Genomic DNA, 23,220 nt, shown 5'->3' with positions numbered 1-23,220 from the left:
TGACACACGGCGAGTCGATTCGGTGTGGTGCTGCACGGGCGTCCATCGGCGCACGACAGCTTTCGGGAAGCGGTCGCGACCTTTTGCTCTCAAGTTGCAGCCATGGGCGGGGCGGCGGCCAGCAGCGGGCCGGTACTATTGCCATTTTCCGGAGTTTGTGTTGCTGGTGAGCTGTTGCCGCCCTACCATCCCGGTCAATGAAGACCCCTCCCCGCACCTCGTCGTCCGTCGGACTGCTTCGCTGCAAGTGGGGCGTGCTCGGCGCAGGCTTGCTCGGCACAGCGGTCGCGTTCGCCGCTTCCCTGGCGGGCATTCCTGCTCCCGCAGAGCCGTACTCGCTGCAAGGGTTCACGCCCGGCCAAGCCATGGCTGTCTGCCCTGTCCAATGGCAGAAGTACCGCAACGAGGCCGGCTTCTCGTGCATCCAGCATGGAGGCAAGCTGGCCTCCCGGCCGATCCAGGCGACCTTCCTTCGGATCGAGAACGGCAAGCTCCTGAGCGTCTGGATCGACATGAAGGACCCCGGCGATTGGGTGCATGTCCAGAGTGCCCTCACGCAGAAGTACGGCCCCCCAGCGTTCGACCAGGGGGCCAGCCGGGCATGGGTAGCGCCGGATGCGCAGCTGTCAGTGGGAAATTCCGGAGGGGTGCTGCTGCTCGGGTCCCGGAAGGCGCAGCAAGGCGCGACCGACGCTGCAGTGCATCTCTGACGCTCCTCGTTCGCGATGTCGCCTGGCCTTTTCCACACGGCGCGCTGCATGTAAATTTCGCGGATGCTTCTGCCTCTGCAGGCCTACCCCGCAACTTTCGTCATCGTCAGTTCGGTCTTGCTATACATCTCGCGGGGAGCGATCACGCGGCCGCGCTCGCACGGGTTCTACCGCTTCTTCGCGGTGGAATGCATCTTCGGCCTGATCTGGATCAATCTGCCGGTTTGGGGCGACGATCCTCTGCTGTCACCGAGCCAGCTGATGGCGCAGCTATTCCTCGTCACGTCGGCTTGGCTGCCGCTGCATGCGGCACGCCGCTTGAGACGGCTCGGCCAGCCGAGCAGCGCCCGCAAGGACGAGGCGCTGATCGGATTCGAGAAGACCACTCGACTGGTGACGACAGGCGCCTTCAAATACATCCGCCATCCCATGTACACGGCGCTGATCTGCCTTGCCTGGGGGGTTTTTCTGCAGCGCTTCACCTGGCTGGGCCTGCTGCTGGTGTTGGCATCGACTGCGCTGATCTTCGTCACGGCCAAGCGCGAGGAGAAGGAGTGCATCGAACATTTCGGCGACGCCTACCGTGACTACATGCGCAGCACACAACGCTTCGTACCCTATCTACTCTAGTGGCTAGTGGCCGGGCGACAAGCCGCCTCGGAGGGCACCATGAAGATTGCTAGCCTGGATCACGTCGTTCTCTGCGTGGCGCGCGTGGACCGGACGATCGAGTTCTACCAGCGCCTGCTCGGGATGGAGGCGCGGGAAGAACGGCCTGGCAAATGGTCACTTCATTTCGGATCGAACAAGATCAGCCTGCAGGAAGCTGGCTCGGTCCCCGACATTGCGCGCGCAACCGTACCTGGCAGCGGAAACTTTTGCGTATTGACGTCTGACCCGGTCGCGCAATTTGCCGAGGAACTCCGATCGCTGGGGATCGAGATTGTCGCCGGCCCCGGCGAGCGCGATGGCGCCACAGGCAAGCTTCTATCCGTCTACTTCCGAGACCCGGATGGAAACCTGGTCGAGGTCAGCAATCCATTGCCGGACTCTGCCGCGGAAAGCATTGCGGCTAGACCCAGATCTGCAACACGTAGTCGAACGGCGCCTGCCCGTTGAAGAGGTCGACCCGCTGCAGCACGATGCGCAGCGCGCCACCGGCGTCGCGCGCCAGCGTGTGCCGGTAGGTGCCGCCGAAATGCCGCACTGTGTCGCGGCGCAGCTCCATCAGGTGGAAGCGCGAGCGCACATGGACCGTCGCGCCGTCCACCGACTCGATCGCGACATTGCCGACGATGTGGTTGGTCTCCCACATCGGTGCCTGCGACCACGCGTTGGGGTGCGAGACGCGGCCCTTGCGGATCTCCATCATCAGCTTGTCCTCGGCAAAGATCGAGGGCGAGCCCTCCCACTCGGTCTGCTCGAGCGTGACCGGCATCCAGTAGACGCCGCGTTCGTCGAACAGGTCCATCCACTCCTGCCAGAGCTTGCGGTCGAGCAGCTCGGCCTGCAAATAGAGCAACTGCTCGACCTCGCGCTGCAGGTCGTTGCCCACGACCAGGCCGGCACGCGGCACGCCCTGAGCGGCAGGCGCGGCGCCGAGCTGCGGTGCGCGCGGTGAATGGTCTGGCGCGATCAATTGCGCGCCGGTGGGCGCATCGCCGGTCGCGGCCTCGATCACCACGTCCTGCGCGAGCAGGTGCTCGAAGTCGGGCCCGGCGTTCGGAATGGCGGCGCTCGGGCCGTCGGATGCATGCTGGCTCATGGCGGGGCTCCTGCGCTATGAAGCCATGTAAGTCGACCAGGCGCGAAACTGGCTTCGCATCACCGCCTCGGAAGTGCCGTGGTTGGAATAAGTCACTCCGCCCTCCTCCTCGCGGTCGTCGCCGAAGTAGCGATGGAAGCTCACCCAGTCGCCGCCATTCGACTGCAGACCCCACTGGCCCTTGGTCCAGTTCTCGAGGTCGTCGGCATTGATCATCGTGGCTGGAGAGTTCACCAGGTTGTAGTACCAGAGGCTGCGGCGGTAGATGGCCTCGGGCGCACCCTTGAGGCGGAAGTGCCAGATCTCGGACAGCGTCTTGTCCGGCGAGATCGGCCGCAGGCAGCGTAGCTGCTGCAAGGGTGATTGCACCGACAGGTAGGGATAGATCAGCACGTGATGGATGCTGCGCGACAGGTATTCCTCGGCGCGTTGCTCGCCGTAGGCCTGTTTCAGCAGTGCCTCGTGCGCGAGCGTGTCGGGGTCCTGCGGGCGCAGCCCCATGTAGGCCTTCAGGATGCCGTGTCCGCGCGGGAAGTTGATCGTCTGCACCGAGTCCCACTGCTCGAAGCTCGACGCGAAAGCCGAGAGGTAGTGGTAGTACAGCGGCACCTTCTCCTGCTGCGCCTTCAGCCGCTTCTCGACGCGCCCGGCTGCGATGCCGGTCGACTGGTGCGTGACCGAGGGGTGCAGCGCGTCGAGCTGGTTCTCCATGAAGAACTTCCAGTTCGAATGCTGGATCACGCGATGGCAGATCGGGACCACCTCCACCTCGCCGACCGGCGAGCGGTCGCACATGTCGTCGAAGGCGACGCGCGCCTCGCCCAGGAACTCCTTCAACGAAGGGCCGTCGGCGGAGAGACTGGCGAAGACGAAGCCCCGATAGCTCTCCACGCGCGCCGCACGCTTCACGCCGCAATCGGGGTTGTCGCGCGTCATGCGCGTGCCTTCATAGCCCTGCGCCAGCGGAATCGCACGCACGCTGCCGTCCAGGTGGAAGCTCCACGCGTGGTAGGAGCAGACGATGCTGTGTCCCGTGTTGCCCTTCAGATTGCCCACGAGTTGCACGCCCCGATGCGGGCAGCGGTTGTGAAGCACCTGCACCGACCCGTCGGTCTGCCGCACCATGAACATGGGCTGGCGGCCGATGGTGACCGCGTGGTAGTCGCCGGGATTCGGCACCTGCGACACATGGCCGCAATAGACCCATATGCGCTCCCAGATCTTCTCCATCTCGGCATCGAAGATCCCGGCATCGGTGTAGACGGTCTTGTGGACGCGGTCGGGCTCGACCAGCGCATCGAGATTCATCATGGACTGCCCCTTGTCTCGGCGTGCGGCAGGTGCGCGTCTTCGCTGGCCTGCGGCCGCCCAGTGTGCATCCTCGCCCGCGCGCGGGTTTCCAGACTTACCCTCAAGGATACGGCGCACGCCGAGCCGGCAAGCGGTCGGCGTGTCGCGTCACTTTGTTACGTCGACGTCGCGCGTCTCGGGCAGCAGCGCCATCGCGATCAGGCTGATCACGCTGGTAGCGACGATGTACCAGGCCGGCGAGACCGGGTCGCCGGTGGCCGCCATCAGCCAGGTGACGACCAGTTGCGTCGTGCCGCCGAACACCGTGGCCGCGATCGCGTAGACCAGCGACAGCGTCGTGCTGCGGATGGCGATCGGGATCAGTTCCGGCACGACGACCAGGCTGGCGGCACCGCTCATCGCGGTCAGCAGGGCCAGAACGCCGACGACGACGAACAGCGTGCCGGCGGTGGGCGCGCTGTGCAGCCAGACGAGCATCGGCACGATCGCGACCGCCAGCGCCACGCGCGGCAACAGCATCAGCGCCTTGCGGCCGTGGCGGTCGCACAGCCAGCCCGCGAGCAGCGAGCCACCGAAGGTCAGAAGGCCGGCCAGCAGCACCGAACTCTGCGCGACCGCTGGCGGCAGCTTCAGCGCCTTGATCGCGTAGGTGGCCATGAAGTTGCCGAACTGGCTGGACACCACGGTGGCCATCATCATCAGCACGCCCAGCACGACCCAGCGCCGCTGTTGGCCGAAGACCTTGCCCACGATCTGCGCGGTGGACGCGCCTTCGTGATGGCCCAGCGTCTCGGGCAGGCTGCGGCGAATGTAGACCGCGATCGGCACCAGCACCAGGCTGAACAGGAACGGCAGCCGCCAGCCCCACGAGGCCAGATCCTGCGGCGACAGCGAGCTGGAGACGATCACGCCGAACAGCCCGCCGACCGCGACCGCCAGGCCCTGGCTGGCGAGCTGCCAGCTGGTGTAGAAGGCGCGCTTTCCGGGCGGCGCCATCTCCAGCAGCAGTGCAGTCGCCGGTCCGACCTCGCCGCCCAGCGCCAGCCCCTGCAGCAGCCGGCAGACGACGACGATGATCGGCGCAGCGATGCCGATCGTCGCGTAGCCGGGCGTTGCCGCGATGCCGAGCGTGCCCACTGTGATCAGCACCACGGTCAGGATCAGCGCCGGCTTGCGCCCGACGCGGTCGGCGAAGGCGCCGATCAGCACGCTCCCCAGCGGGCGGGTGAAGAAGCCGACGCCGAAGGTCGCCACCGATGCCAGCAGCGAGCCGAACTCGCCGGCAACCGGGAAGAAGGTCTGGCCGATGTAGATCGCGAAATACGCATAGAGCACGAAATCGTAGAACTCCAGCGCGTTGCCGGCGATCGCGGCGGCGACCGCCTTGCGCGAGATCGTCGGCTGCGTCGGCGCAGTGTCGGCGCGCGGCAGCGCCGGGGGAACGAGGCTGCCGGCCGAGCCGGCGGTCGAGGTGGTCATAACGGGAGCTCCGGTAAGTGAGTGGCGGGTCGAGGGGACAAAGGGACGCCGTGCGGTGGCGTCAGACCGGCACGCGCTGCAGGCCGGCCAGCGCCTGGACGAAGGCCTCGCGGCCCTGGCGCCAGACGGCTGCCTTCCAGTCGGTGGCATCGGGATAGAACGCGGCCTTCAGCGCGGCGCGCGCGGCCGCGGTGCGGTTGGCGTCGGCTCCGCGCCTCCAGGTCCAGTGCTCGGCGCGCAGCGCCTGCTGTACCTGCTCGGCTGGCCAGGTGCCAAACTCCAGGCAGATGTTGGTGTGCTGGGCCTGCGGGCATTCGTCGAACTGCGCGAATTGCACCGGCCCGGTCATCGGCACGCTGGACGAAGTGCCGGTGTGCACCGAGGTCAGTTCGCCCCACCAGCGCTGCGCGCGCTCGAGGATGTTCGCGTCCTGGTCGGGCGACGCGAAGATGCGCTCGCCGTGGCCGTAAGGGCCCAGCCCGGTGTGGATGTCGATCGAGCCGATCTGCCGGCACTCGCGGCCGTGGCGGCGCAGGATCGCGCGCAGCGCGCGGTTGCTCCAGGTCGGCGCCTGGCCGCCGAAGAACATGCCGTCGGCATACGTGTACTGCCCCAGCGATACCGCGCGCTGCAAACCCTTCGGCCCGACGCGCTCGGCATACGCCGCCAGCGCCGCCGCATCGGCTGGCGTCGGCGGCCAGCCCTCGGGCAGCAGCAGGTCATGAATCTCGCCATACGCGGCGTTGACCGGCAGCGGCGCGTCGAAGTCTATGCAGTTGCGGTTCAGATCCACGTTCTCCTGGGTCACGCGGCGCGAGTGCGAGAAGCCCCAGGGGTTGACCGCGTGGATGTACAGCACCGCGGTGTCGCGTACCCGCATGCCGGCGGCGTGCTCGGGCGGGCCCAGTTCCAGCAGGCCAGTCTGCACCGCGGAGCCGCAGTAGCCCTCGACACCATGCACGCCGCTGATCACGATCAGCAGTCGCGCCGCATCGGCAGGGCCGTCGCGCACGACATCGATCGCGAGTTCCTCGCCGTCGGCGCCGGCCAGGTCCAGCACGGTCGATTCGACGACCAGGTCGCGCCGGCAGGCGGCATCGCGGAATTGCTCGCGTGCCTGCGCGTAGCTGGAGGAGAACAGCGCGGCTGCATCGGCGATGTCGGCCGGCGCGTGGGACACGGGCGTCGGGCGGCTGGGCGTTGGCGTGACGAATTCGTTCATGGGGATGATGAGGGATTGAGAAGAATGCAGGAATCAGGCGGCCAGCCGCCGTGCCCGACGCGCGTGGCAGGCCTCGCCGAAGGCGGCGAAGATGGCATGCGCCAACGGGCTGTTGCCGACTCGCATCTCCGGGTGCCACTGCACCGCGAGCGTGAAGCCGGGGGCGCCGGCGACCGTAAAGGCCTCGACCAAGCCGTCCGGCGCCACCGCCTCGATGCGCAGGCCCGGTGCCAGCCGGTCCACGCCCTGGTGATGCAGCGAGTTGACCGTCGCGTGCGTCGCACCGGCCAGGTTCGCCAGCAGGCCGCCGGGCGTGAGCGCGACCTCGTGCGCATCGTCGTACCAGCGCTCGACCGGGCGATCGTGGTCGCCTTCGCGATGGTCCAGCCGGCCTTCTTGCGCGTGCACCGCGCGCTCCAGCGTGCCGCCAAACGCGACGTTGAATTCCTGGAAGCCGCGGCACACCGCGAGCACCGGCACGCCGGCGGCCACCAGCGCCGGCAGCAGCGGCAGCACGGTGTCGTCTCGGTCGGGGTCGGTCAGCGTGGCCGGCGGCAGCGGTTCGGCGCCGTAACGCTGGGCCTGCACGTTGGACGGCCCGCCAGTCAGCACCACGCCGTCGACCGCGGCGATCAGCGAGGCGGCGTCGATCGCCGCGCCAGCGGCCGGCAGCAGCAGCGGCAGCGCGCCGGCGGTCTGGTGCACCGCGCGTACGTAGCTGTCGAACGCTCGGTGGATCGCGTGGCCGTGGAACTCACCCCGGTCGGCAGTGATCGCGACGACGGGGCGGGTGGCGGCGGTGGGTACGTGCAAGTTCATCGATTTGCCCTACTGGGTTCCGGCATCTCCGTGATGCCACTGCCGCCAATGTAGGGAGGGGGGATCAATGCGTAAAGTGCATTTAAGTTGTCTAGGTCCTGCAGTTAATGCATGATGGGCCACGATGAACACCCGCCAGTTGCGCCATTTGCTCGCAGTCATCGAGACGGGCTCGGTGAGCGCGGCCGCGGACCGGGTCCACCTGAGCCAGCCGGCGCTGTCGCGCAGCCTGCGGGCATTGGAGGACGAGTTGCGCGCGCCGCTGTTCGACCGCCTCGACCGCCGCCTGGTGCCCACGCCGTTCGCGCAGGCCTACCTTGCCCGCGCGCGCCGCATCGTGTTCGAGGAGGCCGAAGGCGCGCGCGAACTGTCGCTGATGCACTCCGGCCGCGCCGGCTCGCTGGCGCTGGGCATGGGCTCGGCGCTGGCGCGAGGCCTGCTCGGACGGCTGCTGGTCGAGCTGATGGCGGGTGCGCCGGGGCTGAGGCTGCGCACGCTGATCGAGACCACCGACCGCCTGCTCGACGCGCTGCGCAACGAGACACTGGACTTCTTCGTCGGCGACGTGCGTGCCGCTGACACCGACAGCGAGCTGCAAGTCGAGCCGCTATACGCCTGCCGCTTCGGCTGGTTCGCTCGCCAGGGCCATCCGCTGCAGGGACGGCGCGCACTGGCGATCGCCGACGTGCTGCGCCATCCGTTGATCGCACCCGGCTTCATCGGGCCGGAGGACGAGTGTCGCTTCCTACGCCGCTACGGCTTGACCGGCTCGATGCTCGACCGCTTCACGCTGCAGTGCGCCGACGGCAGCACGGTGAGCCAGGTCATGTTGGCGACCGACGCCGTGATGCCGGCGATCGAGCTGACGATGCTGGAGGAACTGCGCGCCGGCAGCGTGATTGCGCTGGATGTGCAGCCGGTGCTGGATGCTGAACTGATGCTGGGCATCGTGCAGCGCGCCGGCCGAACGCTGGCGCCAGCGGCATCCCGGGCGTTCGATTTCGTGCGGCAATATCTGGTCGGGCTGGAGGCCGAGGCGACGACGCCTCACGGGGCTGCCCGCTGAGCAAGTCCGCGTTGCCTCGGGCGTGGCCCGAGGCAAGCCGCGCCATTCGTTACAGGATGCTGGTCGGTGTCGTCATCGCGCCCGTGGACTTGGGCAGGCGACCGTCGGTCTCGTAGGCGAGAAAGTCCTTGTAGCCTTCCTGGCGGTTCGGCGGCAGGGAGAGGTTGAAGAGCGTCTCTTCGACCGAGTCATACCAGACGTCGAGCTTCAGAGACAGCTGGCTCATCCAGCCGGCGAAGACTTCTTTCCATTGGCCTCTGAAGCGTCTTGCCTGTATTCGCTGCGATGCTGCATGAAGCGGCGGTGAGACATTCGCAGATGGAGTTGCATGACCTGTCGTGCCATCTCGCCATCGGCCGCGCTCGCTGCAAATGTCAGGTCACGGTGATGGCTGAGGCTCTGTTCCAGTTCATGTGGCGTCGCGATATAGAACGAGCGCTTGATGATCGGCATGTCGATCATCGTTTCGAGGATGGTGCGCAGCCGTGGAGATCCGGAAGCCTCGAGCAATGCATGGTGGAAGTCGCGATTAGCCTCCTGCACTTCCGCGATGCCGTCCTCACCCTTGGCGATGCCTTCGGCCATCATGCGGTTGCTCGCCTCCAGGCGTTCCACCAGCGCCGGTCCGCCGCGCGTCGCGGCGAGGAATGACGCGTGGGGCTCCAGCAGCATCCTTAGCTGAAAAGTCTCTTCGACATCCCAGTCACTCCATTCGGCCACCCGAATGCCTTGGCCGGCGGAATCGGTTGCCAGCCCATCGTCCACCAGCCTGCGAAGGGCCGCCCGCACGGGCGTGCGGCTCAGTCCAAGTTCGCGGGCAAGCGGTTCCTCCTTCAGTTGGGATCCTGGGCTGTAGTGCCCCCCGACCACTCGCTGTCGAAGGGTCTCGTAGGCCTTGTCTCTGCCGTGCTGCTGCATATGTTGCCGTGGTGCATTCGTTCGCGGAATTGTATGAGTTCGGGACGGCTCAGCCCTGTGGCGGCGTACAAATCAAAAACATTGCCGTTCTCCGTTTGTACTCAAAGCACTAGAACTGAGAGTGACTTACTAGGAGAAGTTGGTGTTTACCCTGGGTACCGTTGCACTATTTGTATTCGTTTTGTATTCTTGTGGTTCTTAAGGAGCAAAGCGTGAACATTGCGATCATCGGATTAGGGGAAGTCGGGCGCTGCTACGCGACCCCATTGCATCAAGCCGGCTACACACTGAGCCTGTGCGAGATGCATCCTTCTGCGGCGGCACAGGAACTTGCCGCGGATGCTGGCCTGCGCATCCACGAGCAGGCAGGACCCTGGCTGGCAGAGGCGCAGCTGGTGCTCTCGTGCGTGACGGGAACCACGTCCCTCCCGGTGCTTGACCAGGTCCTCCCGCATCTGACGAAAGCCGCCCTGGTTGCCGACCTGACGACGGCCAGTCCGGAAGTCAAGCGCGAGGGCAGCAAGCGCGCCGCGGAAGCCGGCATCCGGTACGTCGACACCGCCATCATGGGTGCCATATCGCTGGGCCTGGTTCGCACGCCGTTGCTCGCTTCTGGTGAGGGCGCCAGCCAGCTGAAGGAAATCCTCGAAGTCGCCGGCGCACGCGTTCAGGTCATCGCTGGTGGCAAGGCAGGCGACGCCATCGCGCTGAAGGTCCTTCGCAGCATCTACACGAAAGGCGTCGAGGCGCTCACCGTTGAACTGCTCATGAGCGCCGAGAGGCAGGGCGTGCGCGAGAAGCTCTATGAGCAGCTGAGCGACATGGACCGAACGCCTGTTCGAGCCTTGATGGACATGCTGATCCGGACCCACGTCATTCATGCGAAGCGTCGCGCGCACGAGGTTCATGACGCGCAGGCCGAACTGGCCTCGCAAGGGCTGACGTCGATTGTGCTGCCGGGCGTCGAGGCCCGCTTCAAGAAGACTGTCCAGGCGCTCGAGTCGCATCCGCTTCCAGTGGCGGAGCCCAGCGTCGAGCAGTCGCTCGACTGGCTCCTGGCTTCCGCTCGCTAAGGCTTCGCCCCGACACGGGGCAAATGATTCATCCAACCTGTTCTTCAAGGAGACATATCCATGCGCCGTCTCGTGCGAATTTCTGCTGCCATCCTTCTCTGCGCCGGCGTTGCCAACGCAGTTGCCCAGAACTACCCGGACCGCCCCATCCGGATGGTGGTTCCGTTTCCAGCAGGCGGAGGGACGGACAACCTCGCCCGACTTCTGACCACGTCGCTCGCGAACAAGCTCCACTGGACGATCACGGTCGACAACAAGCCAGGCGCTGGCGGCAACCTTGCTCTGGACAACGTTGCGAAATCCAAGCCCGATGGCTACACGCTCGTCATGGCCCAGACGGACAACGTCGTACTGAACTCCTTGCTCTACGGCAAGCTGAGCTACGACCCGGTGAAGGACCTGGAGGCGGTCTCGTCGGTGGCGAGCGGTCCTGCCGTCATCGTGGTCCGTGCGGATTCACCTTACAAGACGCTCGCCGATGTCGTCGCCGCAGCCAAGGCCAAGCCCGGCGCACTCACCGTGGCAACGCCGGGCACCGGCACGATTGCCCACCTGGTCAACCAGCTCTGGCAGAACGCCTCGGGCGTCAAGTTCACGCACGTCCCGTACAAGGGCATGGCCCAGGCCGTGCCGGACCTCATCGGCGGCCAGGTCGACATGTACATCGGTTCGATCCCGACGCTGCTGAGCCAGATCCAGGGCGGCAAGATTCGCGCCCTCGGCGTGACGACCGCCAAGCGTTCGCCCGTTCTGCCTGATGTCCCAACCTATACCGAATCCGGCATTCGCGGCGTCGAGCTGGCCAGCGTATGGGGCGTGATGGCGCCCGCGGGCACGCCGAAGGCGATCGTCGACAAGTGGAACGCGGAGATCAACGAACTGCTCAAGCAACCGGACGTGAAGCAGAAGATCCTCGCGACCGGCGCCGAACTGCTGGGCGGGAGCCCTAGATCGTTGACGGACCTCTATGCATCCGAGCGGGCCCGACTCGCGCCCGTCATCCGCGAAGCCGACATCAAGCTCGACTGAACATCAACCCCACTTCGAACAAGGCACCGACATGAATAACGGACTTCGCATTCTTCAACGCCGTCGCGCCGTCGCGCTCGACCTGGCCCGTCAATTCCTGGACGTGCCCGTCGCCAATGTGAGCGACTGCATGTCGCGCATGACGGCAGGCGGGCCACGTCTTCGACCGATGCATTCGGGCGGGCGCATGGCAGGGCCTGCATTGACGATCAAGGCCCGACCCGGTGACAACCTGATGATCCACAAGGCCCTGCAGATTGCAAAGCCCGGCGATGTCATCGTCGTGGATGGCGGCGGTGATCTGACCAATGCACTGGTTGGCGAAATCATGATCGGCGATGCTGCAGGACAAGGCTTGGGCGGCATGGTCCTGAACGGCGCGATTCGGGATGCAGCCGCCATCCGCCAAGGGAGTTTTCCGGTGTTCGCTGCCGGCGTCACGCACCGTGGCCCGTACAAGGATGGACCTGGCGAGATCAATGTCGCGATCTCGATCGACGGCATGGTGATCGAGCCGGGCGATCTCGTCATCGGAGACGACGATGGCTTTCTGTGTGTGCCCTTCGATGACGTTCTGGCGCTCCTTGCAGCTGCAAGGAAGAAGCAGGAGATTGAAGCAAGGATGGTTGCCGACATCGAGGCCGGCACCTTCGATCGCTCCTGGGTCGACGCGACCTTGAAGCGCCTGAACTGCTTTGTCGAGACGTAGGGCGTCGGATACCTGCTGAAGGGCCGGCGGTCGTCGCGTATTCGGAAAGTACGTCCCGCCCGCTCTACCGGACGTTCATTGCGCTCCGTTTCGCAGAGCCGTGAACCGCACGATCGCCCGGGCCCCCTCGCAGGCATAGCAATCTTTCGACTCGTGGCTAGAAATCTTACGAGCTGACACGCGCTTGGCGAGTTGTCATCCTCCTTGCACCAGAACCGCAACTCTTTGGTGTCGGTGCCATGAGGAGAGATTCATGCTCAGTCGCAGTCCGGAATCGACAGTTCTTCATCGCCGAAAGGTTTGGCAGGCAGCGGTCCTGGCTGCCCTCGGGGTCTGCAGTGGTGACACGCCTGTATTGGCCCAAGGCGACCGCACCTTCAATCCTCAATGGAACGTGGCATGTTCCACGGGTAGCTGACGCGCGTTGAGCAGTTAGGACGCTTCGTCCAGGGTCGGCAGTCGGGATCGCGGATGTCCGCATTGAGCCTCTGAGCGGAACTGCGGATTCCTTCCACGCGGACGTTCGGATCAACGGAGGGAGTTTCGATCACAGGGACGCAGCCACGTCCGCGACCAGGTTGCGAAGCCAGACGTGCGCGGGGTCGTGGCGGTAGCGCACGTGCCAAGCCATCTGCATCGGGAAAGTGCCTAGATCGACCGGCGCTGGCAGCACCTTCAACCTCGAATCGCCGGCCAGGCGCCGGCAGATCAACTTCGGCAGCGTCGCACAGTAGTCCGTGGCGGCCACGATCTCGGGGATCGACATGAAGTGGGTGACTGTCACGGCGACGTCCCTCTTGAGCCCTCCTCGCTCCAGTGCCTGGAAAAGCCCCGCGCGCAGGCGCCCTCCCGCCGGCAGCAGGTTCACGTGCTTCATCCGCTCGTACTGCGCCTTGGTGATCTTCGTGCCGACCTTCGGATGGTCGGCGCGCACCACACAGGCCAGCCCGTCGTCCGCAATGTGCTGCACGACCAGGTTGTCCGGCGCATCGGTGATGCGACCGAGCACCATTGCCGTCGTTCCGGAAGTGACCCCCGTCGCGACGACGTCGGCGCCGAAGGGCAATGTGCGCAGGCGAATGCCCGGAGCGAGCTCGCGCAGCCGCGCCACCAGAGCGGGCACGAAGACGAATTCCACGTAGCTGTTCGGCGCGATCGTGACCAGATGATCGGCGCGGGACGGATCGAAGGCCTGCTGGCCGAGCACGACGGTGTCCAGCGCAGCCAGCGCCGATGTGAGCGCCGGTGCCAGCGCTTCAGCCTTTGGCGTGGGCCGCATGCCGTAGCGCTCCCGGATGAACAGAGGGTCCTGCAGTATGGCGCGCAGGCGCGTCAACGCATTGGACAACGCCGATTGGGTCATGCCCAGGCGATCCGCCGCGCGGGTGACGCTGCGCTCTTCCAGCAGGGCCACGAAGATGGGCAAGAGGTTGAGGTCGTATCGCATGCAGAATTATTGCTGACGATAAATCTGAAATGGAGAAAATGAACTGGATCAATTTCTTGTGGGCGTCCATGATTTGGGCATTCACAGGAGATCACCATGAAACTGAAGAACCTGCTTCCCGGCGCGCTGGGATTCGGTACAGCCCCTTTGGGCAACATGTTTCGCGCCATTCCCGAGGAGGAAGCACGGGCCACCGTCGACGCCGCGTGGAACGATGGCATCCGCTTCTTCGACACCGCACCGTTCTACGGCGCGGGCCTGGCGGAAGCCCGCCTGGGCGAGGCGCTGGCGGTCCGCAATCGTGACGAGTTCGTCATCAGCACCAAGGTCGGCCGTCTGATCCTCGACGAGATGGAAGACGTCAACGCTCGCGAACTCGGCGAGAAGGGCGATGTATTCAGGCATGGCCGCGCCAACCGGATCGTGAACGACTATTCGGAAGACGCGACCCTGCGCTCGATCGAAGACAGCCTGGAGCGACTGAAGACGGACCGCATCGACATTGCCTGGGTGCACGATGTCGCCCAGGATTTCTACGGCGACGAGTGGCTCGGCGTGTTCGAGACAGCGCGCAAGGGCGCCTTCAAGGCACTGGACCGGTTGCGCGACGAAGGCGTGATCCGTGCCTGGGGCCTGGGCGTGAACCGGGTGGAGCCGATCGAGCTGCTGCTGGGTCTTGAAGGGCCTCGTCCGGATGGCTTCCTGCTCGCCGGCCGCTACACGCTGCTGGACCACTCGCGGGCGCTGCAGCGCGTGATGCCGCAGGTGGCGGCCCGCGGCCTTGGCATCGTCGTTGGCGGCCCCTACAGCTCAGGCGCGCTGGTCGGCGGACCGAACTTCGAATACGCGCCTGCCACGCAGGAGATTCTGGCCAAGGTCCAGGCCATCAAGGCCATCGCGGATCGCCACAACGTGACGATGAAGGCGGCAGGGCTGCAGTTCGCCCTGGCGCACCCCGCGGTGGCCGCAGTCATCCCCGGGGCTAGCCGGCCGGGCCGCATTGCGGAAGACCGTGCCGCGCTTGAAGCGGCGGTGCCCGAGGACTTCTGGCGCGAGCTGCGACAGGCCGGTCTCGTGCAGATGGAGGCGCCGCTGCCCCACGGCATCTGACCTCCGCGCGCACCACTCCTCGAGCCGACAAGAAATGCTGAACAAAGCCTATGAAGCCCAGTGCGCCTCGATGGAGGCGCACGGCTCCGACACGCGGCAATCAGATCGTCGCACGCTGACCTTGCTGGCACTTGCACTCGGCACCTTCTACATCGGGACGTCCGAGTCTGCAAGCATGGGCACTCTTCAGCTGTTCGCCACCAGCCTGGACCTGGATATCTCCACCGCCACACATGCCATCGAGGCCTATGCCTTCGGCGTTGTGCTCGGAGGTCCTGCCGTGACCATCCTGGGCGCGAAACTGAATCGCAAGCACCTGCTGCTGGTCCTGATGGCGATCTTCGTTCTTGGCAATGTCATGTCGGCCATCGCCACGGGGTTGGGCATGCTCACGCTCGCGCGCTTCGTGAGCGGAGTACCGCAAGGCGCAGAGTTGCTTCCGTCCTAGGAGCACCTGTCAATCAGGCTAGGAGCTGCACCGCGGCCGGCGCCCCAATAGCAGCGGTTGCCGACCAAGCCAAGCGTCGCCCGCGTGGGGGCGGAGATTGCCCCGAGTCGACCATCAGGACTTGAGAGCACATCTGCCCGCTGCAGCCGGCACTGTGGCGAGCTGCCACGGTTGTGCGCCCGCGGTGTTCGATCCTGTAGCAATGCAGCGGGAAAACCCGGATCGGGCGGCCCGCTGGACGGCCGCGAAGCGGCACTTGCGACTCCGCTTGGAGCATTGGCGGCTGGCACGGCGTTTGCCCTTGTCTGCTGGAGGGCGTGCTCATCGGAGTGTGTCCGCGACCCACGATCCAACCAAGGAGACAACATGCAACTGAAGCTGTTCACCGCGTTCATCGCGGCCGGACTGGCCGCCAACGCTGCCCATGCGCAGGTCACGGACAAGATGATCCAGTCCGAGGCCACGGCCGCCGGCAACATCCTGACCTGGGGCATCAACACCCAGGGCCAGCGCTATTCGCCGCTGAAGCAGGTGAACGCGACCAATGCCGGCAAGCTGCTGCCGGTGTGGGCCTTCTCCTTCGGCGGCGAAAAGCAGCGCGGGCAGGAGTCGCAGCCGGTGATCATGAACGGCAAGATGTTCGTCACCGCGTCGTACTCGCGCATCTTTGCGCTTGACGCGACCACCGGCAAGAAGCTGTGGAAGTACGAGCACCGTCTGCCCGAAGGCATCATGCCGTGCTGCGACGTCGTCAACCGCGGTGCCGCGCTCTACGACAACCTCGTCATCTTCGCGACGCTCGACGCGCAGCTGGTGGCGCTCGACCAGTCCACCGGCGACGTGGTGTGGAAGGAGAAGATCGACGACTACGCCGCCGGCTACTCGGCCACGGCCGCACCGATCATTGCCAACGGCGTGATGCTGACCGGCGTGTCGGGCGGCGAGTTCGGCGTGGTCGGCCGCGTCGAGGCGCGCGACCCCAGGACGGGCAAGCTGCTGTGGACCCGGCCCACCGTCGAAGGGCACATGGGCTACACCTACGACAAGGACGGCAACAAGAAGGAGAACGGCATCTCCGGCACCACCAACAAGAGCTGGCCCGGCGACTTGTGGAAGACCGGCGGGGCCGCCACCTGGCTCGGCGGCACCTACGATGCCAAGACCGGCCTGGCCTACTTCGGCACCGGCAACCCGGCCCCGTGGAACAGCCACCTGCGCCAAGGCGACAACCTCTATTCGTGCTCGACCGTGGCCATCGACGTGAAGACCGGCCAGATCAAGTGGAGCTACCAGGGCACGCCCAACGACAGCTGGGACTTCGACGGCGTCAACGAGTTCGTGACCTTCGACATGGACGGCAAGCGCGTCGGCGGCAAGGCCGATCGCAACGGCTTCTTCTACGTCAACGACGCGAACACCGGCCAGCTTCTCAACGCCTTCCCCTTCGTCAAGAAGATCACCTGGGCCAGCGGCATCGACCTGAAGACCGGGCGTCCGAATTTCATCCCCGAGAACCGCCCCGGCGACCCGACCGCAGGCGCTGACGGCAAGAAGGGCAGCGCCGTGTTCGCCGCGCCCGGCTTTCTCGGCGGCAAGAACCAGATGCCGATGGCCTACAGCCCCGACACGAAGATGTTCTACGTGCCCTCCAACGAATGGGGCATGGACATCTGGAACGAACCGGTGGCCTACAAGAAGGGCGCGGCCTACCTGGGCGCGGGCTTCACGATCAAGCCGCTCAACGAGGACTACATCGGATCGCTGCGCGCGATCGATCCGAAGACCGGCAAGATGGCCTGGGAAGTAAAGAACGGCGCGCCGCTCTGGGGCGGCGTGCTGACCACCGGGGGCAACCTCGTGTTCTGGGGCACGCCCGAGGGCTACCTGAAGGCCGCGGACGCGAAGACCGGCAAGGTGGTCTGGGAGTTCCAGACCGGCTCCGGCGTGGTTGCACCGCCGGTTACCTGGATGCAGGGCGGCGAGCAGTACGTGGGCGTGGTGTCGGGCTGGGGCGGTGCCGTGCCGCTGTGGGGCGGCGAAGTCGCCAAGAAGGTCAACCTGCTGGAACAGGGCGGCATGGTGTGGGTCTTCAAGATCCCTGGCGCGGGTGGCGCTCAGCCGCGCACAGCGCATTCGGGCGGCGCGGCGAAGGTCGCATCCAACTGAGGCCGGCATGATGAAGAAGATCAACGAAGGCGTGGCCGCCAGCGTCACGCGAAGGGTGTTCGCCGGTCGCATGGCGGCGGGTACCTGCATGGTGGCCGTGCTGCCGGTGGCCGCATGGGCGGCGGCACGCGCCGAGGAATCGGACGAGACATCGGTCGCGCTCGGCTACAAGCACGACACGAAGAACGTCGACCCGAAGAAGTATCCGAAGCACGCGGCGACGCAGCGCTGCGTGAACTGCGCGATGTGGCAAGGCGCGGCGTCGGACGCGTGGGCTGGCTGCGCGATGTTCGGCCGCAAGCACATCGCGGCGGAAGGCTGGTGCATGGCATGGGCACCCAAGCCGGGCTCGGCCTGAGGGCGAAGCGTCGGCCCGACGCTGGCCACGAACCGCTCTGGTTCGAGTGGCTGGCGTTGGCCGGCGTGCTGGGCTTCGCGACCTGGCTGCTCGGCGTGCGAGGCGTCTGGGCATTGCTCCTGCACTCCGACCCGACCGGCATCACGCTGGTCATCGTGATCGTGTTCGCAGCGTCGACGCTGTGGTGCGGCGGGCGGGCGCGGGCGTTGCAGGTGCAGCGCGACGCGCTCGGCTCGACGCGCGCTGCGCCCGGCGAGCGCTGGGCGGCGGACTACTGGGCTTCGCTGTCGCACGACAAGACCGACGCCGACACCGCGCTCGACCTGCTGATGGAACACACCCACGGCCCGCATGGCACGGCCTGGTGGGTCAACGGCGTGCAGCTCAAGCTCGGCCTGCTCGGCAAGGTGATCGGGTTCTCGATCCTCGCGCTCGACATCGGCAACATGCAGAGCTTCGATGCCAGCCAGTCGCAGGACCTGCTGCGGAGCCTCACGACCGGGCTGGGCGTGGCGCTGCTGACGACGATGGTCGGGCTGGTCGGCAACATCCTGCTCGGCCTGCAACTGACGCGGCTCGATCGCTATGCCGATCAACTCGTGGCCGACATCCAGCGCATCGGGCTGTCGCGTCGCCCGAATGCCCTGGCCGCGCACTGACATGCGCCGCCGCCACGCCCGCCGGGAACCCGAAGTCGATCCGTTCTACGACATGTTGCTGAACATGCTGATCGCCTTCGTCTTCTGCTTCATCGTCGCGCTGCTGGCCATGAACCCGAACGCGCTCAAGGCTGGCGACATCCGGTCGAAGGCCGAATACCTCATCACGGTCGACTGGCCCGATCGCAACCCCAACGACATCGACACCTGGGTCCAGGACCCGGCCGGCAACCTGGTCTGGTTCCGTCAGCGCGAGGCCGGCCTGATGTACCTCGACCGCGACGACCGCGGCGACGCCAATGCCTCGACCCTGGTCGACGGCCACCGCATCATCAGCCCCTTCCGCGAGGAGGTGGTGACCGTGCGCGGCATCGTGCCGGGCGAATTCACGGTCAACGTGCAGTACTACCAGTCGCGCGACGGGCGGCCAGTGGAGGTGACGGTGTCGATCACCAAGGTCAACCCTCGCGCCGAGATCGTATTCAACGGCAAGGTCACGCTCGCTCGGCCCGGTGACGAAGCAACGGCCGCGCGCTTCACCGTCCTGGCCGACGGCAGCGTGACCCACATCAATACCTTGCCGAAGAAACTGGTGCAGCGCCTATGACCTTGAGCCTGGTGCTGAGCTTCACGGCGCTGGTGCTGCTGGCGGTGATGTCGCTGCTGTGGTCGCGCTGGCCCGCGTGGCTCAAGGGCCTGCTGGTGGTGAGCGTGACCTGCTTCTACTTCTACGCCGACGATGTGGTGCATCGCATCTGGGGCTGGCCCAGCCCTGACGCGATGCCCGAGCGCTTCGTGCTGCTCGCGGCCGTGATCGACGAGCCGACGGCCAGGCGCGCCGGCGGCCTCTACGTGTGGGTCAACGCCATCCAGGACGGCAAGCCCGCCGCACAGCCGCGCGCCTACAGCCTGCCCTACAGCAAGGACCTTCACTCGCTGCTGAACGACGGCATGAAGAAGGTCCGCGAAGGCGTGACCCAGCTCGGCACTACCGAGCCCAAGCCGCGCAAGGAAGGTCTCGCCTGGTTGCGGCCCGGCAACGACGAGACGCTGATCAAGCTGCGCGACATGCCGGTGCCGCAGTTGCCGGAGAAGTGAGATGCACCGCAGTTGCATCGCCTTGTGCCTTGCATTGTTCGCAGGCTGCCATGCCGGCGGCACATCGACCTCCCCTTTTCCGCTCGAGGCCGGCCACGCCTGGACCTACCGCGTCACGACGCGATCCGAAGACGGAACCACCGAACGCGAGACGCTTGTCCTGCGCACGCTCGGCGCATCGTCGGACGATGCCATCGACGGCGGCCCGGCCTGGCGCCGCCGCAGCGACAGCGGCGTCGAGTACTGGTTGCGCGCCGACAGCACCGGCATTTATCGCGTCGCCAGCAAGAGCGATCTCGACGAAGCACCCAAGCCCGACAAGCCCTTGCGTGTCGTGCTGCGTGCGCCTTTCACCACCGGCACCCAGTGGCAGGCGAGCACCACCGCCTACCTGCTGATGCGGCGCAATGATTTCCCGCGCGAGATCCGCTACGAGCACCCCAGCATTCCGATGACTTTCGAGATCGAAGCCGAAGACGAAACCGTCGAAGTTCCTGCGGGCCGCTTCCCCCATTGCCTGCGCGTCCGGGGCACGGCCATGCTGCGCCTCTACGCCGACCCGGTGCGCGGCTGGCGCGACATGCCGCTCACCACCACCGAGTGGTACTGCCGCGGCGTCGGCCTGGTGCGCTTACAGCGCGACGAACCGGCGGAACGCCTCGCCTACCTCAGCGGCGGCTCACGCACGCTGGAACTGGAGTCATGGCGCTGACGTGGCAGATGCGCCTGCTGCTCGTCCGAAAGACGCTGTTTCAGGCCAGGCGTGGCCTCCCAGCGACCGGCCTTGTCGACCCACAAGGCATCGACTTTCCATTGGTGCGCCAGCACTCGCACCCGCTCCGGCCCGGCCACGAAGAACACCTTCGTCAGCGCATCCGCGATCGCTCCCGAGTGCGCTGCGACGGTCACGGCCGCAAGCGCCGTTGGCGAATAGCCTGTGTGCGGGTCGAAGATGTGGTGATGGCGGCGGTCGGCGCTGAAGGTCGTGAGGCTGTCGGCCGATGTTGCGATGCATCGGCCGTCCGACATGAGCCGCGCGATCAGCGCGGATTCCTCGCGTGGATCGGCGATGCCGAGCGTCCAGGGCTGCGACTCGCTGTTGTTGCCGAGCGGCGCGAACTCACCGGCGTCGACCAGCGCATGCTGGATGCCGCGCGATGCGAGCAGTGCACGCACATGGTCGGCCGCATAGCCCTGCGCAATGCCGTTGAGCGTGGCGGACATGCCGGGAGTGTCGAAACGGATCAAGCGCGAGGTGACGTCGAGCGCGCGCCAGTCGACCTTGGCGCGTGCCGCATTCACTTCACGCGAAGTTGGCAACCGTCCCCCGCGCTGCGCCGCCTCGAAGGCGAGCCACAGCCGCTGTACGGTGACATCGAATGCACCGTCGCTGTCGCGCGACACCGCATGCGCAATGTCCAGGATGTCGACGAGTTCCGCGGGCGGCGCACGCAGCAAGCCGTCGCGGTTCAGTCGCGAGAGCGCGCTGTCGGGCTGGAAGAGGCTCATCTGGCTTTCGATGCGTCGCAGTGCCCGCACGCCCGCATCGAGCGCACGGTCCAGCACCCCGGCATCTTCATGTGCGGCCTTGATATGAAGGATGGTGCCAAAACCCAGCATCGAACGTTGCTCCCAGCGCAACGACTTCGGAGACATGCCCGAGACGCCGGTCAACGCCCCCAGCCCCAGGGCCGCGCGCAGCCACTGGCGCCGCTTCATGCCTGGCCCCCGGCCAGTGCAGGCAACGGACGGATCGCGATGACCCTGTCGCGCCCCCTGGCAATCAATGGCGCACAGCGTTGCGCACTGTCGTGGATCGCTACGCAGTCGAGGCACTGGAAACACTCCTCGTAGACGACCGCACCGCCTGGCTTGATGGCCTGGTACTCGCAGCGATGTCGACAGGTCTGGCACGGCGTGCCGCATTCCATCCGGCGCGGAATCCAGCGCAGCAGGCGCATGCGCCCGAGCAGGTTGAGCCCCGCACCGAGCGGGCACAGGTAGCGGCAGAACCCCTTGTAGAGAAGGACGTTGAGCAGCAGCAATCCGGCGGCCCACGCGACAAACGGCCATGAGCGCACGAAATTCAATGTGATCGCGGTCTTGAAAGGCTCGACTTCCACCGCGAGGTCGGTCCATCCCGGTGACGCCACGGCCAGCCCGACGATGACCGCGAGCACCGCGAACTTGACCATCTTCAGCCTGTGGTCGACGTCGCGATGCAGCTTGATGGGGCGAATCCCGAGAAGCCGCGTCACCTGGCCCACCAGTTCCTGCATTGCGCCGAAAGGGCAGAGCCATCCGCAGAAGGTGCCGCGACCCCAGACCACAAGCGTTACCGCGACGAATGACCACAGCGCCACCGTCATCGGATCGTAGAGGAAGAAGGTCACGTCACGCCCGGCGACGAGCGCCTGGATCAGCGCCGTGATGTTGACGACCGACAGTTGCCCTTGCGCGAACCAGCCAATGAAGAACAGCGTGAAGACGAGGTAGCCGGTGCGAAAACGCGCCAGCCGCGCGGGCGTGGCGACGACCCATTCCGGACGGGCCAGCACCAGCGCCAGCAGGGCCAGCGCAGCGCCCAGCACCGCCAGCTCCCACGCGCGCGCGCGCCAGATGCCTTGCCAACCCTTCCCATCCGCTTCGGGCAGCGTCAGTTGGTCGGCGGGCAGCGTGTAAGGCACCGCAAAGCTGCGGCTGATGCGCTCGGGATAGACCATGCCCTTGTCGCGCGTCACGCGCAGCGCAAAGTCCAGTGTGTGCGCAGGGTCCAGGCCGGCCGGGCCGATCACGCGGAAAACCTTGGCGTCGACGCCGCGCAAGTTCTCCGGCAAGGCGAGCGGGTCGTCCAGGTCCAGGTCGCGCAGTTCGAGGGGCAGGTCGCCTTGCTTCAGCGTCAGCCGGTCGGGCACCGCGCCGCGCACGAACTTGTCGCCGACAAAGGTGTACGGGCCGACGGCGATGACGAGCAAGGCATGGTCGCCTTCGTCCATGCGCCCGAGCAGGTGCTGCCAGCCGGCGTCCGACAGCAGGTTGCGGCCGACTGACGGCGCGTTGAGCCAGGCGACGTACAGGTCCGAGAAGGTGTCGTCCGCATGGCCAGCCACCGGCAACTCGACGCCGCTGCCGTCGAACGCCTTCTCGACCCTGCCTCGTGTGAGCCGGACATGCTGGACCAGGCCCGCCTGCAGCAGCGCATCCCAGTTCATCGGCGCATAGGTGTCGCGCCGCACGCGCGCAACCATTTCCGGATCGCGCCCGGCCGCGAAGCCGAGCCTGGCACGCGCCACGCGCAACGCCGACGAAAGCAGGCTCTGGTTGAGGATGCGCACCGAGGCCGTCGCCTTGGCCACGCCGTCGATGTAGACGTTGGCGCTGCCGCGTTCCTCGCCGCGGTTGGCGTTCGAGCCGATCTTGACGCTCTGCTGCAGCGAGAGCCCCTTGTACTGGTCGGCAAAGCGGAGCAGCGGCCCTTCGCCCAGCCCCTCGAGAAACACCGGCTCGTGGTGCGACAAGACCTGCACATCAAGGAATACACCCTTCGGGTCGAGTGCGACGAGCAGGTTGAGCGGGGTGCCGGAGAAGCCCGGGATCGGCGCGAAGTCGATCGACTCGAAGACATAGCCTGCCAGCATCGGCGTGGTCATGTCCTGCTTGAAGATGGGCCACACGGGCAGTTGCGCGTCCTTCTCTCCGACCGTGAGCGGCGCAGGAAAGCGCTCCTGCAGGCTGGCGCGCGTCATCACTCCGGCCTGGGCGCCGCATGCGAAGCCAAGCAGCGCCGCCAGCAGGCTCGATACGGCCCGGCACGCCAGCAGCCGCAGCATGGC

25 protein-coding genes are annotated in these 23,220 nt (G+C 66.3%); 15 read left to right on the top strand and 10 right to left on the bottom strand.

Going from position 1 to position 23,220, the window contains the following annotated elements; all coding sequences use genetic code 11:
• Positions 1-197: 197 nt before the first annotated feature.
• From QTH97_RS25710 to QTH97_RS25700, 3 genes are all read left to right on the top strand, one after another.
• On the top strand, positions 198-710 hold the full coding sequence (locus QTH97_RS25710; protein ID WP_286571344.1) for a hypothetical protein: 513 nt from the start codon (positions 198-200) through the stop codon (positions 708-710).
• Between the two features lie 63 nt (positions 711-773).
• Positions 774-1,340 carry a methyltransferase family protein gene (locus QTH97_RS25705; RefSeq protein WP_286571343.1) on the top strand — a complete coding sequence of 189 codons (567 nt, stop codon included), beginning with the start codon at positions 774-776 and terminating at the stop codon, positions 1,338-1,340.
• Positions 1,341-1,379: 39 nt separating this feature from the next.
• A complete protein-coding gene (locus tag QTH97_RS25700; RefSeq protein ID WP_286571341.1) occupies positions 1,380-1,829 on the top strand; it encodes a VOC family protein in 450 nt (149 codons plus the stop codon).
• Here QTH97_RS25700 and QTH97_RS25695 read toward each other — a convergent pair.
• The 5 genes from QTH97_RS25695 to QTH97_RS25675 all read right to left on the bottom strand — a co-directional run bounded on the left by QTH97_RS25695 (position 1,783) and on the right by QTH97_RS25675 (position 7,306).
• On the bottom strand, positions 1,783-2,475 hold the full coding sequence (locus tag QTH97_RS25695) for an aromatic-ring-hydroxylating dioxygenase subunit beta (protein ID WP_286571340.1): 693 nt from the start codon (positions 2,473-2,475) through the stop codon (positions 1,783-1,785). The two genes, QTH97_RS25700 and QTH97_RS25695, sit on opposite strands and share 47 nt — an antisense overlap.
• A gap of 15 nt (positions 2,476-2,490) precedes the next feature.
• Positions 2,491-3,786: an aromatic ring-hydroxylating oxygenase subunit alpha gene (locus tag QTH97_RS25690; protein ID WP_286571339.1), complete on the bottom strand. Its 1,296-nt coding sequence runs from the start codon at positions 3,784-3,786 to the stop codon at positions 2,491-2,493.
• Between the two features lie 147 nt (positions 3,787-3,933).
• On the bottom strand, positions 3,934-5,265 hold the full coding sequence (locus QTH97_RS25685) for an MFS transporter (protein ID WP_286571338.1): 1,332 nt from the start codon (positions 5,263-5,265) through the stop codon (positions 3,934-3,936).
• Between the two features lie 61 nt (positions 5,266-5,326).
• Positions 5,327-6,424, bottom strand: a complete 1,098-nt coding sequence (locus QTH97_RS25680; RefSeq protein WP_444813472.1) for a M14 family metallopeptidase — start codon at positions 6,422-6,424, stop codon at positions 5,327-5,329.
• Positions 6,425-6,520: 96 nt separating this feature from the next.
• Positions 6,521-7,306: a gamma-glutamyl-gamma-aminobutyrate hydrolase family protein gene (locus tag QTH97_RS25675; protein ID WP_286571336.1), complete on the bottom strand. Its 786-nt coding sequence runs from the start codon at positions 7,304-7,306 to the stop codon at positions 6,521-6,523.
• A gap of 124 nt (positions 7,307-7,430) precedes the next feature.
• On the opposite strand from QTH97_RS25675, the gene QTH97_RS25670 reads away from it, so the two are divergent.
• Complete coding sequence (locus QTH97_RS25670; RefSeq protein ID WP_286571335.1) at positions 7,431-8,372, top strand: LysR family transcriptional regulator; 942 nt, start codon at positions 7,431-7,433, stop codon at positions 8,370-8,372.
• A 49-nt stretch (positions 8,373-8,421) separates the two neighbouring features.
• Here QTH97_RS25670 and QTH97_RS25665 read toward each other — a convergent pair whose 3' ends face one another.
• Both QTH97_RS25665 and QTH97_RS25660 read right to left on the bottom strand, forming a co-directional pair.
• Positions 8,422-8,598, bottom strand: coding sequence for a hypothetical protein (locus QTH97_RS25665; RefSeq protein ID WP_286571333.1), 177 nt, complete (start codon positions 8,596-8,598; stop codon positions 8,422-8,424).
• Complete coding sequence (locus QTH97_RS25660) at positions 8,595-9,290, bottom strand: GntR family transcriptional regulator (RefSeq protein ID WP_286571332.1); 696 nt, start codon at positions 9,288-9,290, stop codon at positions 8,595-8,597. Before QTH97_RS25660 ends, QTH97_RS25665 begins: the two co-directional genes overlap by 4 nt.
• Before the next feature lie 212 nt (positions 9,291-9,502).
• Between QTH97_RS25660 and QTH97_RS25655 the strand changes: the two genes are divergently transcribed.
• From QTH97_RS25655 to QTH97_RS25645, 3 genes are read left to right on the top strand one after another with little or no spacing between them, the layout of a single operon-like run.
• Entirely contained in the window at positions 9,503-10,363 is an 861-nt protein-coding gene (locus QTH97_RS25655) for an NAD(P)-dependent oxidoreductase (protein WP_286571331.1), read from the top strand.
• A gap of 60 nt (positions 10,364-10,423) precedes the next feature.
• A complete protein-coding gene (locus tag QTH97_RS25650; protein WP_286571330.1) occupies positions 10,424-11,392 on the top strand; it encodes a Bug family tripartite tricarboxylate transporter substrate binding protein in 969 nt (322 codons plus the stop codon).
• Between the two features lie 31 nt (positions 11,393-11,423).
• On the top strand, positions 11,424-12,101 hold the full coding sequence (locus QTH97_RS25645; protein ID WP_286571329.1) for an RraA family protein: 678 nt from the start codon (positions 11,424-11,426) through the stop codon (positions 12,099-12,101).
• A 547-nt stretch (positions 12,102-12,648) separates the two neighbouring features.
• Here QTH97_RS25645 and QTH97_RS25640 read toward each other — a convergent pair.
• On the bottom strand, positions 12,649-13,548 hold the full coding sequence (locus QTH97_RS25640; RefSeq protein WP_286571328.1) for a LysR family transcriptional regulator: 900 nt from the start codon (positions 13,546-13,548) through the stop codon (positions 12,649-12,651).
• 96 nt (positions 13,549-13,644) lie between these two features.
• On the opposite strand from QTH97_RS25640, the gene QTH97_RS25635 reads away from it, so the two are divergent.
• From QTH97_RS25635 to QTH97_RS25600, 8 genes are all read left to right on the top strand, one after another.
• Positions 13,645-14,658 (top strand): aldo/keto reductase, encoded by a 1,014-nt coding sequence (locus QTH97_RS25635; RefSeq protein WP_286571327.1) that lies wholly within the window; start codon positions 13,645-13,647, stop codon positions 14,656-14,658.
• A gap of 34 nt (positions 14,659-14,692) precedes the next feature.
• Positions 14,693-15,106 carry an MFS transporter gene (locus tag QTH97_RS25630; RefSeq protein WP_286571326.1) on the top strand — a complete coding sequence of 138 codons (414 nt, stop codon included), beginning with the start codon at positions 14,693-14,695 and terminating at the stop codon, positions 15,104-15,106.
• Between the two features lie 366 nt (positions 15,107-15,472).
• On the top strand, positions 15,473-17,272 hold the full coding sequence (locus tag QTH97_RS25625) for a PQQ-dependent methanol/ethanol family dehydrogenase (protein ID WP_286571325.1): 1,800 nt from the start codon (positions 15,473-15,475) through the stop codon (positions 17,270-17,272).
• A gap of 7 nt (positions 17,273-17,279) precedes the next feature.
• Positions 17,280-17,630, top strand: a complete 351-nt coding sequence (locus QTH97_RS25620; protein WP_286571324.1) for a high-potential iron-sulfur protein — start codon at positions 17,280-17,282, stop codon at positions 17,628-17,630.
• Positions 17,603-18,289 (top strand): MotA/TolQ/ExbB proton channel family protein, encoded by a 687-nt coding sequence (locus QTH97_RS25615; RefSeq protein WP_286571323.1) that lies wholly within the window; start codon positions 17,603-17,605, stop codon positions 18,287-18,289. The genes QTH97_RS25620 and QTH97_RS25615 overlap by 28 nt, the downstream gene beginning before the upstream one ends.
• Position 18,290: 1 nt before the next feature.
• Positions 18,291-18,896 carry a hypothetical protein gene (locus tag QTH97_RS25610; protein WP_286571322.1) on the top strand — a complete coding sequence of 202 codons (606 nt, stop codon included), beginning with the start codon at positions 18,291-18,293 and terminating at the stop codon, positions 18,894-18,896.
• Positions 18,893-19,387, top strand: a complete 495-nt coding sequence (locus QTH97_RS25605; RefSeq protein ID WP_286571321.1) for a hypothetical protein — start codon at positions 18,893-18,895, stop codon at positions 19,385-19,387. The genes QTH97_RS25610 and QTH97_RS25605 overlap by 4 nt, the downstream gene beginning before the upstream one ends.
• Position 19,388: 1 nt before the next feature.
• Positions 19,389-20,099, top strand: coding sequence for a hypothetical protein (locus tag QTH97_RS25600; protein WP_286571320.1), 711 nt, complete (start codon positions 19,389-19,391; stop codon positions 20,097-20,099).
• On the opposite strand, the gene QTH97_RS25595 is transcribed toward QTH97_RS25600, so the two are convergent.
• Positions 20,051-21,106, bottom strand: coding sequence for an FAD:protein FMN transferase (locus tag QTH97_RS25595; RefSeq protein WP_286571319.1), 1,056 nt, complete (start codon positions 21,104-21,106; stop codon positions 20,051-20,053). The genes QTH97_RS25600 and QTH97_RS25595 overlap by 49 nt on opposite strands.
• The gene (locus tag QTH97_RS25590) at positions 21,103-23,217 is read right to left on the bottom strand and encodes a 4Fe-4S binding protein (protein ID WP_286571403.1); all 2,115 of its coding nucleotides are present in this window, start codon (positions 23,215-23,217) and stop codon (positions 21,103-21,105) included. Before QTH97_RS25590 ends, QTH97_RS25595 begins: the two co-directional genes overlap by 4 nt.
• Between the last annotated feature and the right edge of the window lie 3 nt (positions 23,218-23,220).

Origin of the sequence: Variovorax gracilis, assembly GCF_030317115.1 — a bacterium.
Taxonomy (GTDB): domain Bacteria; phylum Pseudomonadota; class Gammaproteobacteria; order Burkholderiales; family Burkholderiaceae_C; genus Variovorax; species Variovorax gracilis.
Note: the sequence above shows the minus strand (reverse complement) of the source record. Positions and strands in the feature narration are given on the sequence as shown.

Excerpts from the sequence above, each read along its gene's own strand:
- QTH97_RS25615 (WP_286571323.1), top strand. The coding sequence starts at position 17,603 with ATGGGCACCCAAGCCGGGCTCGGCCTGAGGGCGAAGCGTCGGCCCGAC.
- QTH97_RS25630 (WP_286571326.1), top strand. The coding sequence starts at position 14,693 with ATGCTGAACAAAGCCTATGAAGCCCAGTGCGCCTCGATGGAGGCGCAC.
- QTH97_RS25600 (WP_286571320.1), top strand. The coding sequence starts at position 19,389 with ATGCACCGCAGTTGCATCGCCTTGTGCCTTGCATTGTTCGCAGGCTGC.
- QTH97_RS25670 (WP_286571335.1), top strand. The coding sequence starts at position 7,431 with ATGAACACCCGCCAGTTGCGCCATTTGCTCGCAGTCATCGAGACGGGC.
- QTH97_RS25605 (WP_286571321.1), top strand. The coding sequence starts at position 18,893 with ATGACCTTGAGCCTGGTGCTGAGCTTCACGGCGCTGGTGCTGCTGGCG.
- QTH97_RS25590 (WP_286571403.1), bottom strand. The coding sequence starts at position 23,217 with ATGCTGCGGCTGCTGGCGTGCCGGGCCGTATCGAGCCTGCTGGCGGCG.
- QTH97_RS25645 (WP_286571329.1), top strand. The coding sequence starts at position 11,424 with ATGAATAACGGACTTCGCATTCTTCAACGCCGTCGCGCCGTCGCGCTC.
- QTH97_RS25625 (WP_286571325.1), top strand. The coding sequence starts at position 15,473 with ATGCAACTGAAGCTGTTCACCGCGTTCATCGCGGCCGGACTGGCCGCC.
- QTH97_RS25675 (WP_286571336.1), bottom strand. The coding sequence starts at position 7,306 with ATGAACTTGCACGTACCCACCGCCGCCACCCGCCCCGTCGTCGCGATC.
- QTH97_RS25640 (WP_286571328.1), bottom strand. The coding sequence starts at position 13,548 with ATGCGATACGACCTCAACCTCTTGCCCATCTTCGTGGCCCTGCTGGAA.
- QTH97_RS25665 (WP_286571333.1), bottom strand. The coding sequence starts at position 8,598 with ATGAGCCAGCTGTCTCTGAAGCTCGACGTCTGGTATGACTCGGTCGAA.
- QTH97_RS25685 (WP_286571338.1), bottom strand. The coding sequence starts at position 5,265 with ATGACCACCTCGACCGCCGGCTCGGCCGGCAGCCTCGTTCCCCCGGCG.
- QTH97_RS25690 (WP_286571339.1), bottom strand. The coding sequence starts at position 3,786 with ATGATGAATCTCGATGCGCTGGTCGAGCCCGACCGCGTCCACAAGACC.
- QTH97_RS25700 (WP_286571341.1), top strand. The coding sequence starts at position 1,380 with ATGAAGATTGCTAGCCTGGATCACGTCGTTCTCTGCGTGGCGCGCGTG.
- QTH97_RS25695 (WP_286571340.1), bottom strand. The coding sequence starts at position 2,475 with ATGAGCCAGCATGCATCCGACGGCCCGAGCGCCGCCATTCCGAACGCC.
- QTH97_RS25610 (WP_286571322.1), top strand. The coding sequence starts at position 18,291 with ATGCGCCGCCGCCACGCCCGCCGGGAACCCGAAGTCGATCCGTTCTAC.
- QTH97_RS25595 (WP_286571319.1), bottom strand. The coding sequence starts at position 21,106 with ATGAAGCGGCGCCAGTGGCTGCGCGCGGCCCTGGGGCTGGGGGCGTTG.
- QTH97_RS25705 (WP_286571343.1), top strand. The coding sequence starts at position 774 with ATGCTTCTGCCTCTGCAGGCCTACCCCGCAACTTTCGTCATCGTCAGT.
- QTH97_RS25620 (WP_286571324.1), top strand. The coding sequence starts at position 17,280 with ATGATGAAGAAGATCAACGAAGGCGTGGCCGCCAGCGTCACGCGAAGG.
- QTH97_RS25660 (WP_286571332.1), bottom strand. The coding sequence starts at position 9,290 with ATGCAGCAGCACGGCAGAGACAAGGCCTACGAGACCCTTCGACAGCGA.
- QTH97_RS25635 (WP_286571327.1), top strand. The coding sequence starts at position 13,645 with ATGAAACTGAAGAACCTGCTTCCCGGCGCGCTGGGATTCGGTACAGCC.
- QTH97_RS25710 (WP_286571344.1), top strand. The coding sequence starts at position 198 with ATGAAGACCCCTCCCCGCACCTCGTCGTCCGTCGGACTGCTTCGCTGC.
- QTH97_RS25650 (WP_286571330.1), top strand. The coding sequence starts at position 10,424 with ATGCGCCGTCTCGTGCGAATTTCTGCTGCCATCCTTCTCTGCGCCGGC.